Source organism: Paraburkholderia sp. JHI869, from assembly GCF_038900775.1.
GTDB lineage: Bacteria > Pseudomonadota > Gammaproteobacteria > Burkholderiales > Burkholderiaceae > Paraburkholderia.
The window spans coordinates 166,007-180,709 of the sequence record NZ_JAYMSC010000003.1 but is presented as its reverse complement, the minus strand read 5'-3'; the positions used below and the strand labels follow the sequence as shown (position 1 = coordinate 180,709).

General features: G+C 63.5%; 12 protein-coding genes. 9 read left to right on the top strand and 3 right to left on the bottom strand.

The window, feature by feature from the left end:
• Window positions 1–192: 192 nt before the first annotated feature.
• Together VSR72_RS07275 and VSR72_RS07270 are read right to left on the bottom strand one after the other, a co-directional pair.
• Complete coding sequence (locus tag VSR72_RS07275; RefSeq protein ID WP_342951735.1) at window positions 193–1,614, bottom strand: hypothetical protein; 1,422 nt, start codon at window positions 1,612–1,614, stop codon at window positions 193–195.
• A gap of 196 nt (window positions 1,615–1,810) precedes the next feature.
• Entirely contained in the window at window positions 1,811–2,917 is a 1,107-nt protein-coding gene (locus VSR72_RS07270; RefSeq protein ID WP_342951734.1) for a porin, read from the bottom strand.
• Window positions 2,918–3,287: 370 nt separating this feature from the next.
• Here VSR72_RS07270 and VSR72_RS07265 point away from each other — a divergent pair, with 370 nt between their 5' ends.
• Entirely contained in the window at window positions 3,288–4,061 is a 774-nt protein-coding gene (locus VSR72_RS07265) for an SDR family oxidoreductase (protein WP_342951733.1), read from the top strand.
• 81 nt (window positions 4,062–4,142) lie between these two features.
• Window positions 4,143–5,870 carry a long-chain fatty acid--CoA ligase gene (locus tag VSR72_RS07260; RefSeq protein WP_342951732.1) on the top strand — a complete coding sequence of 576 codons (1,728 nt, stop codon included), beginning with the start codon at window positions 4,143–4,145 and terminating at the stop codon, window positions 5,868–5,870.
• 89 nt (window positions 5,871–5,959) lie between these two features.
• Here VSR72_RS07260 and VSR72_RS07255 read toward each other — a convergent pair whose 3' ends face one another.
• The gene (locus VSR72_RS07255; RefSeq protein ID WP_342951731.1) at window positions 5,960–6,322 is read right to left on the bottom strand and encodes a hypothetical protein; all 363 of its coding nucleotides are present in this window, start codon (window positions 6,320–6,322) and stop codon (window positions 5,960–5,962) included.
• Between the two features lie 250 nt (window positions 6,323–6,572).
• Between VSR72_RS07255 and VSR72_RS07250 the strand changes: the two genes are divergently transcribed.
• The 7 genes from VSR72_RS07250 (at window position 6,573) to VSR72_RS07220 (ending at window position 14,674) form a co-directional block, all read left to right on the top strand.
• Complete coding sequence (locus VSR72_RS07250) at window positions 6,573–7,292, top strand: GntR family transcriptional regulator (protein ID WP_342951730.1); 720 nt, start codon at window positions 6,573–6,575, stop codon at window positions 7,290–7,292.
• Between the two features lie 342 nt (window positions 7,293–7,634).
• Window positions 7,635–9,383 (top strand): oxalyl-CoA decarboxylase, encoded by a 1,749-nt coding sequence (gene oxc / locus VSR72_RS07245; RefSeq protein ID WP_342951729.1) that lies wholly within the window; start codon window positions 7,635–7,637, stop codon window positions 9,381–9,383.
• Window positions 9,384–9,419: 36 nt separating this feature from the next.
• Window positions 9,420–10,670: a formyl-CoA transferase gene (frc, locus tag VSR72_RS07240; protein WP_342951728.1), complete on the top strand. Its 1,251-nt coding sequence runs from the start codon at window positions 9,420–9,422 to the stop codon at window positions 10,668–10,670.
• 156 nt (window positions 10,671–10,826) lie between these two features.
• Window positions 10,827–11,261 (top strand): PAS domain S-box protein, encoded by a 435-nt coding sequence (locus VSR72_RS07235; RefSeq protein WP_342951727.1) that lies wholly within the window; start codon window positions 10,827–10,829, stop codon window positions 11,259–11,261.
• An 18-nt stretch (window positions 11,262–11,279) separates the two neighbouring features.
• Window positions 11,280–11,537 carry a hypothetical protein gene (locus VSR72_RS07230; RefSeq protein WP_342951726.1) on the top strand — a complete coding sequence of 86 codons (258 nt, stop codon included), beginning with the start codon at window positions 11,280–11,282 and terminating at the stop codon, window positions 11,535–11,537.
• 164 nt (window positions 11,538–11,701) lie between these two features.
• Window positions 11,702–13,270 (top strand): Re/Si-specific NAD(P)(+) transhydrogenase subunit alpha, encoded by a 1,569-nt coding sequence (locus VSR72_RS07225; protein WP_342951725.1) that lies wholly within the window; start codon window positions 11,702–11,704, stop codon window positions 13,268–13,270.
• Window positions 13,271–13,279: 9 nt separating this feature from the next.
• Window positions 13,280–14,674: an NAD(P)(+) transhydrogenase (Re/Si-specific) subunit beta gene (locus tag VSR72_RS07220; protein WP_342951724.1), complete on the top strand. Its 1,395-nt coding sequence runs from the start codon at window positions 13,280–13,282 to the stop codon at window positions 14,672–14,674.
• The last annotated feature ends 29 nt before the right edge of the window (window positions 14,675–14,703 follow it).

Below are 14,703 nucleotides of genomic sequence, written 5' to 3'. Positions count from 1 at the left end.
CATGCTTCTCGACTACAACCCGTAGTAATCCCTGGGAAGCTGGGCTTTAAGCGAAAGCTTTTTGTTTTATTAGTAATTTAAATGTAATTAATGTGCAGGCAATTAAATGTGTGAATAGCTAAACGGGTATCGCTGCGCGAAAGCAAACGAGCGGGCTTTGCCCGCTCATTTGCATTGAAAAGTACGTGATGTCTATCGCGTAGCCTGGCTGCGAAGCAGCCAGCCGATCGCGCGCGAAATGACGTCGTGCCATTCGCCCATTTGCGTTTGGCGCAGGACCGTTGCCGCGCTCATCCACGGCGTGCGCGCGGCAGTTTGGCCCCAGCGCCATTCGCCGGTTGGATTGACGAGCACGGCGGTTGGCTTGCCCAGCATTGCGCTCAGGTTTGCGGCGACGGCGTCCACGCTCACCACGGCGTCGAGCTGCTCGATACAGGCCGCCGTATCGGCAAAGCTGGCGATGCCGGGCCCGTAATGGCTCACAGCGCCTCGGGGCGTGCCGTTCGACAGCTCGGCAAGGGGGTGGTGCAGGCTCACGAACTGAACTTCGCGCGTGAGCGACGGGTGGGCGGTGAGGCGCTCGATTTGCGCGAGCGGCACACTGCGCAAGCCGGCCCAGCAGCGCTCCTTGCTGCCGATTTCCGCGGCGTGCTGTTGCGCGCAGTCCCAGAAGAGGCCGACGAGCCGTTTGCCAGGTTCGCGCGAGCGCAGCGTTTGCGACCATGCGGACGCACGCTCGCGCGCCGCTGCGGGCGCACGCAGATAAGCGTCGAAATAGGGTTGAGGCTGCGGCGAATCTTCAGCTGCGAGCAGCGGGAGATGGAGCAGCGTGGCCTGGAGGGTGGGCGCGAATGCCTCGATCGTGTCGAGCGCTTCGGGCGGCAAGGGCGCACTCACCGCGAGCGGGCGCGTGCTGGCCAGCACGGTGCATTCGGGCAAGGAAGCCTGCATGAGGCTGTGAATCGCGTGATCGCACGTGAGCATGATTTCGGCGCCCGCGTCGCGCCACTGGCGCACGGACGCGAACAGCAGGAACTGGTCGCCAAAGCCCATTTGATGCGTCACGAGCACGCGCTCGCCGCGCAGGTCGCGTTGACCGCTCCACATCGGCGCGTCGGCGTAACGATAGTTGCCGCTGTCGCCATGATTGCGTTCGAGCCAGTGTGTGAAGCCGCGCGTGTCGCCGAGGCTCAGCAAGGCTTCGGCCAGCCACTTGCGCGCTTTTTGCGCGTCTCGTGAGAGATCGGCCGGATGATTGCTCAACGCGGTGTCGAGGTGCTCGATGGCGCGCTCAGTCTCGCCGCTCAGGTAGAGGTCGCGTCCGATCCGTGCTTCGCAGAAAAGCGGGCTCCACGGCAATGACCGGTGCGCGAGCCAGTTGGCGGCCGCTTCGGCGTGGCGTCCTCGCAGGCGCAACGCGCGGCCTCGCGCGTGAATGAACCCGCGATTGTCGGGTTCGAGCGCGAGCCCTTTGTCGGCCCAAGGCAGCATCTGCTCGTCGCGCCGCGACTGGACCAGCCTTTGGCAGATTTGCATGAGCAGGTCCGTATTGTCGGGCGCGCGTGCGTGGGCCGCGAAGGCTTCGAGAAGTTGCTGCTGGGGGGATGGGGACATGGTGCGGGCGAACGTCGAATGTTTCCGGGAGACAGAAAAATTCTATCGACGCCATCCCGCAAGGGAATCAGACAAATCTGAGATATCGCGTGGGCTGGCGCTGTCAGCGCGCCCCAGCGAAAAAAACGGCGGCGCCGCGCTTGAAGCGCCGCGCCGCCGTTGAGCCGGTCGTCAGACCCGGCGATGCAACCCGCAATTAGAAGATGTTGCGGAAGCCGACAGCAACGCCGGTCTGATTGTTGCGACCCGGGAAGTCGGCGGTTGCCGAGCCGGTGCCGCGCATGAAGTCGACCGTGCCGTACACTTCGGTGCGCTTGGACAGCGAGTACTCAGCCAGCAGCACCGCCGAGTAACGCACGCCGGTGCTGAGCGTCTCGCCGTCTGCGTTCAGGCCGTTCTTTGCGTGATCGTAGTAGTACGCCGCGGTCAGTTGCAGCGGCGAGGTAACCTGCCACGTTGCGCCGGCATAGAGGCCGTTGTCGATGCGGTTGGTTTTCGTCACGGGCGTCACGAAGTTGATCGCAGCAGGCGAGTTCGCGGCCGCCATGTACTGATCCACCACGCCCGTATTGTCCTGGCCCCACAGCCAGCCGCCGTACAGGTGGACCGGGCCGATCGCATAGACCGCGCCGAGGTTGGCCACGCGGTACTTGTTGTTGTGCGCGTCGCTGTTTTGCTGGTAGCCGGCGAGCAGCTGGACCGGACCGGCTCCGTAGGTCGCCGTGAAGCCGTACATGTTGCTCGCGCCAACGCTGCCCGGCACGCCGCCGAAGCTGTACATGCCTTCGACCTCGAGGCCGCCGAACTTGCCGTCGTACTTGACCGAGTTGTTCTCACGCAGACCATAGCCGAGTGCGCCAGGCAGCCAGCCGTCCTGGTCGAAGTTGCCGACGGTCAGCGGGTCGAAGGTGTTGCCCAACTGGTCGAACAGCGGCGTGTTCTGGCGGCCCATCGTGACCGTGCCGTACTTGTCGCTCGAAACGCCAACGTACGCCATCCGGTTGAACAGCGTATTCGAGCTCGCCAGTTGGCCGTTCCACAGGTTGAACCCGTTCTCGAGGCGGAACACCGCGGACAGACCGCCGCCCAGATCTTCGCTGCCCTTCAGGCCCCAGCGGCTGCCGGTGATCGGGCCTTGCGTCATCTGCAGCTCGTTGTCGTTGTGCGAGTTGGCGTTCGTGAGGTAGCGGATGCTGGTGTCGACGATGCCGTACAGGGTGACCGAGCTTTGCGCGAAGCTGTGCTGGCAAGCCAGGGCGAGGGCGAGGCCGCCCACTGCCGATGCGATCTGGGTATGTCTCACGTTGTGATCCTTTTTCTTCTGCTGAGTGTTGTAAGTTCGTCGGACCGCCGGGGTACCAGGGCCCGCGTTTCTTGTATGTCTAGCCAGTGGGTGCTGGCTGGGGGGCGATGATAGACCCTTGGCGAAGGGGTGAAAACGCCGGTTGTCGCGCGATTGCAACGGTTACGCGCGCATGCCGACGGCCGCGCGCCTCGTTTCGAGATGACCCAGCCCGCATAACGTCAGCCGAAAAAGCACAAATGCTATTTAATGAACGGTCGTGCTTTTCCCTATATTGCTGGCGTAAGGGCCTCGCTAGAATCGTTGGCATCTCATCGCGTTCCGAAATGCGGAACGTCGGCCGGTCGATAGACATCAAGGAGACGAAAGCATGCGGGTCAGGGAAATGTTCGAGCTGGACGGTCAGGTCGCACTCATCACCGGCGGTTCGCGCGGGCTGGGTTTGCAGATGGCGCAGGCGCTCGGCGAGATGGGCTGCCATGTTGTGATCACGGCGCGCAAGGCGGACGAACTCGGCGAGGCGGCGAGCCAGTTGCAGGCCCTCGGCATCAAGGCGACCACGATCGTGAGCGACCTGCAGCGACCGGAGGCCGTGAAGCCGCTCGTGGACGAAACGCTGGCGGCCTGCGGCCAGATCGACATCCTCGTGAACAATGCGGGCGCCACGTGGGGCGCTCCCGCTGAGGACTACCCCGACGAGGCGTGGCACAAGGTCATGAACCTGAACGTGAACGCGCCTTTCTTCCTCGCGCGCGAAGTGGGCAAGCGCAGCATGATCCCGCGCCAGCGAGGCAAGATCATCAACGTGGCTTCCATTGCCGGCCTGAAGGGGTCGCTTGGGCCCATGCAGACCATTGCGTACAACACCTCGAAGGCGGCGGCGATCAATTTCACGCGCGCGCTCGCTGCCGAATGGGGGAAGTACAACATCAATGTGAATGCGATCTGTCCGGGCTTCTTTCCCTCGAAGATGTCAGCCGGCTTGCTCGACAAACTGGGGCAGATGGTGATCGATCACACGCCGCTGCACCGTCTGGGCGACGACGACGATCTCAAGGGCGCCGTGGTGTTTCTCGCGAGTCAGGCGTCGCGGCATATGACAGGCCAGTATCTTGCCGTCGATGGCGGTGCGAGCATCGTCTGATCATGCATGGTAGGTGGCGCCAGCGCTCAGCGAGCCGCTGGCGGCCGCGTTCTTCACACGTCTTGCCCGACGGAGCTTGCCATGTCCACGCCCGCCCCTACGCTTTCCGCAAATTCGCCGTCGTCGTCATCGCCACAGACGACTTCGCCACATTGGCCCGCGCATCTTTCGCCGCATCTGAGCATTCCGCAAACGAACCTCTTCTATAACGCAGAGGTCTCGGCGGCGCGCTATCCCGACAAGCCGTTCATCGTCTTCTACGACACGCCCGTGACTTTCGCGCAGTTCAAGGACGAGGCCGAGCGCGTGGCGGGCTACCTGCAGCAGGAATGCGGGGTGAAGGCCGGCGACCGTGTGCTGCTCTACATGCAGAACAGCCCGCAGTGGGTCATTGCTTACTACGGCATCCTGCGCGCCAACGCCGTGGTCGTGCCGGTCAATCCCATGAACCTCACCGAGGAGCTCTCGCATTACGTGGAAGACAGCGGCGCGACGACGGCTTTCGTCGCGCAGGATCTCTACCCGCGCCTTGCGCCGCTCGCGCAGGAAGGCGAGGGTGAGGGCCTCAAGCATCTGCTTGTTGCGACGTATAGCGACTATTTGAAGTGCGAACCGTTTTCGCCGCCGCCGGAATTCGTGAGCGCGCCGCGCTCCGTGAGCGGTCCGGGCGTGGCGCACTGGGTCGACGTGCTCGAGGCGCGCTGCATACCCGGCGCGCTGACTGCCGGCCCCGACGACCTCTGCGTGATGCCGTACACCTCGGGCACCACGGGCAAGCCCAAGGGCTGCATGCATACGCATCGCAGCGTGATGGCGACGGCCGTGGGCGGTTGCAACTGGTTCGGCAGTAATCAGGATGCCGTACAACTCTCCGTGTTGCCGCTCTTTCACGTAACCGGCATGCAGGGCGGCATGAACAGCCCGATCTACAACGGCTCGACCGTGGTGTTGCTGCCGCGCTGGGATCGCGACGCCGCGGCGCGCGCGATCGAGCACTACCGCATCAACGGCTGGCAGGCGATCTCGACGATGGTGGTGGACTTCATCTCGAACCCGCGCATTCACGAGTACGACCTGTCGAGCCTCGCCTGGATGCGCGGCGGCGGCGCGACGATGCCGGACGCGGTGGTGAAGAAACTCAAGGATCTCACCGGGCTCGACTTCGTCGAGGGCTACGGCATGTCGGAAACCATGGCGGGCACCCATATCAATCCGCCCCAGCGCCCCAAACCGCAGTGTCTCGGCATTCCCGTATTCGACGTCGACTCGCGTGTGGTCGATCCGATCACGCTGGAGGAAGTGCCGCCAGGCGTTTCGGGCGAGCTGATCATGCATGCGCCGCAGGTGATGCAGGGCTACTGGCGCAACCCGAAGGCGACGAGCGAAGCGTTCGTCGAACGCGACGGCAAGCGCTTCCTGCGCACGGGCGATCTCGTGCGGCGCGACGAGGAAGGCTATTACTTCATGACCGATCGCCTCAAACGCATGATCAACGCGTCGGGCTACAAGGTCTGGCCAGCCGAAGTCGAGGCGCTGATGTACCGGCACCCGGCGATCAACGAGGTGTGCATCATCGGCACCCAGGACGCGCGCCGCGGCGAGACCGTGAAGGCCGTGGTCGTACTCGATCCGAAGCAGGTCGGCAGCGTGAACGAAGACGACATCATCGCGTGGGCGCATGACAACATGGCCGCGTACAAAGCGCCGCGCATCGTGCAGTTCGTCGACGCGCTGCCGAAGTCGGGCAGCGGCAAGATTCTGTGGCGCAAGCTGCAGGAAGAAGAGGCCGAGGCCCGCGGCAACGCCTGAGCGCGCAGCACTTCTGCGTTCCTACGTCGAGCCCGTCTGGATAGCGCGCTGGTGCGCGCCAATCCAGACGGGTTTCGTCTTTATTGGGCTTAGGCGCCTGCGAGAGCGGGCAAGCCGCCTTCGCGCCAATCCAGTTCCATGGCGGCTGCCATGCCCCATTCCTGGGAACCGCGCGCAGCGGGCGCCGCGAGCGGCCATTCGCCCGGCGCCTGCGCGTTCTTGCGAGCAAGGATCGCCTCGCACAGAAATTCCATGCTGTACGCCTTCAGCAGATGCGGGTGATTCGTCTCGATATAAGCGGCGACGCGCGCATGTTCTCCGGCGATCGATGCGAGCGAGTAGAGCGTGCGCGCATCCCAGCGAAAACGCAGGCCGAGGTCGGCGAATGCCGTATTAAACGCGCACAACTGCGCTTCCAGTTGATGATCGTGGCGGGTGTCCAGGTGGCTCATGGCTGTCTCCTCATGTCGAGTGGCGTGAAGCAAGAGTAGAAGCGCCAATGAATAAACGATAGTTAAAGTTTTTTTCGAAAAATATAAGTAAAGATGAATGGATTGCGGGTAAGCCCGCGAATCTTGCGAGACACGCGCTCCGGTACGCGTAAACCCCGCTTAGCTACGAGCGTGTTGCTGATATATTGTATTGGAAATATGAAATTCCCCAGCAGCGCCGGCTAAACAGAACGTTGGAGACAAACGACCGATGTCCGCCGAAACACAATTAGTCGCCGGGATGCCCCCGGTTACCTTGACGCTGGAGCCGATCAACGCAACCGCTTCGCTGCGCGATCAGGCTTACGCGAAGCTCAAGCAGGCCATTGCCGAAACCGACATCTACCGGTCGCGAGACGAGATCCGGCTAGACGAGAAGGAATTGACCGAGAAGCTGGGCGTGAGTCGAACGCCTGTTCGCGAAGCGATGACGCTGCTGGAGCAGGAGGGCTTTCTGCGCACGGTGCCGCGACGCGGTGTTTACATCTTGCGCAAGACGCGCAAGGAGATCGTGGAGATGATCTATATGTGGGCCGCGCTCGAAAGCATCGCCGCGCGCCTGGCCACGCAACGCGCCTCCGACGACGACATCGCAGGACTGCGGCGCATGTTCGCGACCTTCGGCGATTCGACGCCCTCGGACCATATAGAGGAATACTCGGAAGCGAACATCATGTTTCACCAGTCGCTGGTGGAGCTGTCGAAGTCGCCCATCATCGTCGACACCATCAAGAACATTTTCATGCATGTGCGCGCGATCCGGCGCATGACGATCGCGCAGAGCGATCGTGCGTCGCGCTCGATTGTGGAGCACATGCGCATCATCGAGGCGCTCGAGGCGCGCGACACCGAGCGCGTCGAGCAACTCGTGCGGCAGCACTCGATTGAACTCGCACTGTTCGTGGAAGCGAATTGCGATTTCCTCGATTGAGGTGAGGGCATGCTGCGTCGATCTGCCGATTCATAGCGGCTCGACGCATGAACAAGCGGTATCGATGCGCGTTTCGTCTGAATGAGCGCGGCGATGCTGAAAGAAAAGTATGGACTACGTAACAAATTTGTTGGGACGTTTGGGCCGATTGAATGTGCTTGCCCATGGTGTGCCGCATCAAAGTTTCCCGTTTGGCGAGCGATCGCACGAGACGGCAACGGTGCGGTACGGCGCGATGCAGTGCAGCAAACACGGCATGGGTAAAAAAACGTCTTGACTAATATTGTGTGTGGAATATTGTATATCACGAATCACACTACGCCCCGCCAAAGAGGAGACGTCATGGCAGAAGCAGGCATCAACGAGGCACAGCAGAACCCTGTGCCGGAAGCGCAGCAAACGACCGATGGTTTTCATCTCGTCATCGACGCGCTGAAACTCAACGATATCGACACGATCTTCGGTCTCGTCGGTATTCCCATTACCGATCTCGCGCGTCTCGCGCAGGCCGAGGGCATGCGCTTCATCGGTTTCCGGCACGAGCAGAACGCCGGTAACGCCGCAGCCGTGGCGGGCTACATGACGAAGAAGCCGGGCATCTGCCTGACCGTTTCGGCGCCGGGCTTCCTGAACGGCCTGACGGCACTGGCCAACGCGACCACGAACTGCTTCCCGATGATCCTCATCAGCGGTTCGAGCGAGCGCGAGATCGTCGACCTGCAGCAGGGCGACTACGAAGAGATGGATCAGCTCAACGCCGCGAAGCCTTATGCCAAGGCTGCGTTTCGTGTGCTGCACGCCGAGGACATCGGCGTTGGCGTGGCGCGTGCGATTCGCGCTGCCGTCTCGGGCCGTCCGGGCGGCGTGTATCTCGACCTGCCGGCGAAGCTGCTCGCGCAGACCATCGACGCCGTGAAGGCCCAGCAGTCGCTCATCAAGGTAGTCGACGCCGCGCCGCGCCAGATCCCCGCACCGGATGCAGTGCAACGCGCTATCGATGTGCTGAGGAATGCGAAGCGTCCGCTGATCCTGCTCGGCAAGGGCGCCGCCTACGCGCAGGCCGATGCGCAGATCCGCGAGCTGGTCGAGAAGAGCGGTATTCCGTACCTGCCGATGTCGATGGCCAAGGGCCTCTTGCCCGACACGCACGAGCAGTCGGCATCGGCCGCGCGCTCGTTCGTGCTGGCCGAGTCGGACGCCGTGGTGCTGATCGGCGCGCGTCTGAACTGGCTGCTCTCGCATGGCAAGGGCAAGACCTGGGGCGCGGCCGCCGGCCCGAAGAAGTTCGTGCAGATCGACATTGCGCCGACCGAGATCGACAGCAACGTCGCCATCGAAGCGCCTGTGATCGGCGACATCGGTTCATGCGTGGAAGCGCTCGTCGCAGGCATCGGCAATGATTTCCCGAAGCCGCCGGCAGAGTGGCTCGACGCCGTGGCCGAGCGCAAGAACAAGAACCTGGAAAAGATGGCCGCGACGCTTGCGAAGAACCCGTCGCCGATGAACTTCCACAGCGCGTTGCGCGCCATTCGCGACGTGCTCAAGACGCGCCCCGACATCAACGTGGTCAACGAAGGCGCGAACACGCTCGACTACGCGCGCAGCATCATCGACATGTACCAGCCGCGCAAGCGTTTCGACTCGGGTACGTGGGGGATCATGGGCATCGGCATGGGCTTCGCAGTCGGCGCAGCGGTGACGAGCGGCACGCAGGTCGTGGCGATCGAGGGTGACAGCGCGTTCGGATTCTCGGGCATGGAACTGGAAACGATCTGCCGCTACAACCTGCCGGTCTGCACGATCGTCTTCAACAACAACGGCGTGTATCGCGGCACGGACGTGAACCCGACCGGCGGCTGCGACGTCGCGCCCACGGTGTTCGTGAAGAACGCGCGCTACGACAAGATGATCGAGGCCTTCGGCGGCGTCGGCTATCAGGCGACGACGCCCGAAGAACTCACGAGCGCGCTGCTCGAAGCGATTGCTTCGGGCAAGCCCACGTTGATCAACGCAGTCATCGACGAAGCGGCCGGGACCGAAAGCGGTCGCCTCACGAATCTGAATCCGCAAAGCGCGGCCATGAAGAAATAAGCCCCCATAGATCAGGTAGATCAGGAGATACGACAAATGAGCAAACCCCTCGACGGTATCAAGATCATCGACTTCACGCACGTACAGGCCGGTCCCGCCTGCACGCAGATGCTTGCGTGGTTCGGTGCGGACGTGATCAAGGTGGAACGCCCGGGCGCCGGCGACGTGACGCGCTCGCAGTTGCGCGACATCCCCGAAGCCGATGCGCTGTACTTCACCATGCTCAACAGCAACAAGCGCTCGCTCACGCTCGACACGAAGAAGCCCGAAGGCAAGGAAGTGCTGGAGAAGCTGATTCAGGAGTCGGACGTGATGGTCGAAAACTTCGGCCCCGGCGCGCTGGACCGCATGGGCTTCACGTGGGAGCGCATCAAGGAACTGAATCCGAAGATGATCGTCGCTTCGGTGAAGGGCTTCAGCGAAGGCCACCACTACGACGACCTGAAAGTCTATGAGAACGTTGCGCAGTGCGCGGGCGGCGCGGCTTCGACCACGGGCTTCTGGGACGGTCCGCCCACGGTCAGCGCTGCCGCGCTCGGCGACAGCAACACGGGTATGCACCTCGCCATCGGCATTCTCACGGCGCTGATCGGCCGCGACAAAACCGGTAAGGGCCAGAAGGTGGCCGTGTCGATGCAGGACAGCGTGATCAACCTGTGCCGCGTAAAGTTGCGCGACCAGCAGCGTCTCGATCGCCAGGGCTTCCTCGAGGAATACCCGCAGTACCCGCACGGCACGTTCAGCGACGTCGTGCCGCGCGGCGGCAATGCGGGCGGCGGTGGCCAGCCGGGCTGGGTGCTCAAGTGCAAGGGCTGGGAGACGGACCCGAACGCGTACATCTACTTCACGGTGCAGGGCCATGCGTGGGAGCCGATCTGCCACGCACTGGGCAAACCCGAATGGATCAACGACCCGAACTACGCTACGGCGCAAGCGCGTCAGCCGCATATCTTCGACATTTTCGCGACGATCGAAGCGTGGCTCGCCGACAAGACCAAGTTCGAAGCGGTCGACATCCTGCGCAAGTTCGACATTCCGTGCGCGCCGGTGCTCAGCATGAAGGAAATTGCTAATGACCCGTCGCTGCGGGCTAGCGGTACTATCGTCGAAGTGCCGCACAAGGAGCGCGGCTCGTACCTCACGGTGGGCAGCCCGATCAAGTTCTCGGAGCTGAAGCCGGAGATCACGGGTTCGCCGCTGCTCGGCGAGCACACCGACGAGGTGCTGGCCGACCTCGGCTACACGCCGCAGCAGATCGCGGCGCTGCATGAAACGCGTGCGGTTTGAGTTCCATGAGCTGAAAGCAGTACGCAGAAAACGGGCGCGGCGAGCGCTGCGCCCGTGCATCACTGCAATACCAGACTGGCAGGCAAGACGCCGCGCGGCATGTGCAATGCGTGCCGCGCGACGACGATAAACGACTCACCCCACATAGTCATCGCCATGCAATCCGCCATCGATTTCGAGCAACTCGCAAACGCCATTGGGGACGCCATCGTCATCTCGGACGCAGCCGGCGACATCACCTACTGGAATCCGGCGGCAACGCGCATGTTCGGGTATACGCAGGAAGAAGCGCTCGGCAAGACGCTCGACGTGATCATTCCCGAGCGGCTGCGCGGCCGTCACTGGGAGGGCTATCAAAAGACGATGGCGACCGGTCAGACGCGCTATGGCAACGACGTGCTGCGCGTGCCGGCCGTGGACAAGGCGGGCAAGGCGCTTTCTATCGCCTTCACCGTGGCGTTGCTGCACTCGCCGCAGGGCGAACTCAACGGCATCGTCGCTGTGATCCGCGACGAGACGACGCGCTTCCAGGAGGAGCGCGCGCTCAAGAAACGCATCACCGAACTCGAAGCACAGGCCCAGCAATCCTGAACCCTCGGGAGCTCTTCGATGCACACCGAAAGACTCGGACATTTCGAGGTCGAACTCTCGGCCCGTCAAATGATTCACAACGGCGGCTGGGCCGCGTTCGCGGCTATCCATGCGGTCGAGGCCGTTGCCGACGAACCGGCGGCGGCTGTTTTTCCCCGTCAATGGGTCGTCGACGAAACCGTATTCGAAAGTGAGGCCGCCGCCATTGCCGGTGCGCGTGAGGCGGCGCTCGCTTTTCTCAAGAGCGGCAATTCGCCCAGCCAGGGCGTGTCATAGGGCAAAGCCCTCATCGAGCCGCGGCACATAAAGAATTCCAAACTCAGCAGGAGACGTTTCATGAAGTCGTGGCTACGCTTTCGGCGCGCCAGATGCACTGGCGCGCCGCCCATTCCGTATGCTCTCGCCGCCTCGCGCGCTTTCGTGAAGCACGGAGGCGCATCATGGCGATGACGATTGCGGTTCCCCGCGAGACACTCGAAGGCGAACGACGCGTAGCGGCGACGCCAGAAAGTGTCGCACAACTAATCAAGCTGGGTTATGCCGTGGAGGTCGAAACTGCGGCGGGTGTGAACGCATCCTACCCGGACGACGCCTACCGCGCAGCGGGCGCGCAGGTTGTGGACGACGCGCAAGCGCTCTTGAGCGGTGCGGATATCGTAGTCAAGGTGCGTCCGCCGTCGAGCGAAGAAGTGCAGCGCCTGAAGCCCGGCGCGACGCTGATCGGGTTCATCTGGCCCGCGCAGAACGCGGCGCTGCTCGAGCAGTTGGCGGCGCGCGAGGTAACGGTGCTGGCGATGGACTGCGTGCCGCGCATCTCGCGCGCGCAGAAGCTCGATGCGTTGAGCTCGATGGCGAACATGGCCGGCTATCGCGCGGTCGTCGAAGCGGCCCAGCACTTCGGCCGCGTTTTCACGGGGCAGATCACGGCGGCCGGCAAGATGCCGCCCGCCAAGGTGCTCGTGATCGGCGCGGGCGTGGCGGGGCTCGCCGCAATCGGCGCCGCGCGTGGACTCGGCGCGATCGTGCGCGCGTTCGATACGCGACCCGAAGTCGGTCAGCAGGTCGAGAGCATGGGCGCGGAGTTCCTGAGCATCGACATCGAGGAGGAGGGCGGCGGCTCGGGCGGCTACGCCAAACAGATGAGCGCGAAGTTCATCGAAGCGGAGATGGCGCTTTTCGAAGCCCAGGCGCGCGAGGTGGACATCATCATCACGACGGCGCTCATTCCTGGCAAACCGGCGCCGCGCCTTATCGACGCAAAGACGGTTGCATGCATGCGCGCTGGCAGCGTGGTCGTCGACATGGCGGCCGAGCAGGGCGGCAACTGCGAACTCACTCGGCCGGGTCAAGTGGTGAACGCGAACGGCGTGACCGTGATCGGTTACACGGATCTGCCGAGCCGCATGGCGAACCAGTCGAGCCAGCTCTATGCGACCAACATCCGCCATCTGCTGACCGATCTCACGCCCGCGAAAGACGGTGAACTCACGCTCGACATGGACGACGTCGTGCAGCGGGGCACCACCGTCATGCAGCGTGGCCAGGTGTGCTGGCCGCCGCCGCCGGTGCAGGTCTCGGCCGCGCCGCAAGCGGCTGCGCGGGCGTTGCCCGTTGCTGTCGCGAATGCCGACGCGAAAGAAGAAAATGCGCAGGCCGCGCGCCGCAATGGCGTCTGGTCGCTCGTGGCGCTCGTTATCGCCGCGTTGCTGCTGCTCGCGCTCGGCGCGGTCGCGCCGCCGGCGTTCGTCGCGCACTTCACCGTGTTCGTGCTGGCCGTGTTCGTCGGCTATCAGGTGGTCTGGAACGTCACGCCCTCGCTGCATACGCCGCTCATGAGCGTGACGAATGCGATCAGCGGGATCATCGTGATCGGCGCATTGCTGCATCCAGGCAATGCCAGCACGATCGTGACCGTGCTGGCGGGCATTGCGCTCGTCGTCGCGACCATCAACATCGCGGGTGGTTTTCTTGTCACCCAGCGCATGCTGAAGATGTTCCAACGGACCTGAGGAGACGTCATGCTTATTGGAATCGGCAACATGGCGTGGCTCGGCGCGGCGACGCTCTTCATTCTCAGCCTGCGCGGGCTGAGTCATCCCGCGAGTGCGCGACGCGGCAACCTGTACGGCGTGACCGGCATGGTGATCGCGGTGCTCGCCACGCTGCTCGTGACGGGCGGCGCGGGCCTGCAAATCGCGCTGATCGCCGCGCTGGTAGGCGGCGGGCTCGGCGCGATGCTCGCGCGCCGCGTGGAGATGACGCAGATGCCGCAACTCGTCGCGGTGCTGCATAGCTTCGTGGGTCTTGCGGCCACGCTCATCGCCTTTGCGAACTTTCTCTCGCCCCAGGCCGCGATGAGCGGTGTCGAGCGCGCGATTCACGACACCGAGATCTATGTCGGCGCCTTCATCGGCACGGTCACGTTCAGCGGGTCGATCATCGCGTTCCTGAAGCTGCAGGGCACGCTGAGCGGCAAGCCGCTCGTGCTGCCCGCGCGGCATTTGCTCAACGCGGTCGTGCTGGGCGCGTGCATCGCGCTCGGTTATCGCTTCGTCAGTGCTCCTGATGGCGGCGATGCGCTGTACGCGCTCATCGTCATGTGCGTGCTGGCAGCGGCGCTCGGCGTGCACCTCGTGATGGCGATCGGCGGCGCGGACATGCCGGTGGTGGTCTCGATGCTCAACAGCTATTCGGGCTGGGCGGCGGCCGCAACGGGCTTCATGCTCGACAACGATCTGCTCGTCACGACGGGCGCGCTCGTCGGTTCGAGCGGCGCGATTCTCAGCTACATCATGTGTCGCGCGATGAATCGCAGCTTCGTTTCGGTGATCCTCGGCGGCTTCGGTGCGGTGAGCGCTACGGCGAGCGAAGCGCCGCAGGGCGAAGTCGTGGCGACCAACGTGGACGAAGTGGGTTCGCTGCTACGCGACGCCCAGGAGGTCGTGATCGTGCCGGGCTACGGCATGGCCGTCGCACAGGCGCAGGGCACCATCAGCGAGATCACGCGGCGGCTGCGGGCGTTGGGTATACGCGTGCGCTTCGGCATTCATCCCGTTGCGGGGCGTTTGCCCGGGCACATGAACGTGTTGCTCGCGGAGGCCAAGGTGCCGTACGACATCGTGCTCGAAATGGACGAGATCAACGAAGACTTCACGAGCACCGACGTCGTGCTCGTGATCGGCGCGAACGATATCGTCAATCCGGGCGCGCAGGAGGACGCGGGCAGCCCGATCGCCGGCATGCCGGTGCTGGAGGTGTGGAAGGCGCGCACCGTGGTCGTCTCCAAGCGCAGCATGGCGACGGGATACGCGGGCGTGGACAATCCGCTCTTCTATAAGGACAACACACGAATGCTGTTTGGCGATGCGAAGGGCAGCGTCGATGCGCTGCTGCGGCAACTCGAAGCGGCTTGACGTTTGAGGCAAGGCGCGGCGGACAGATC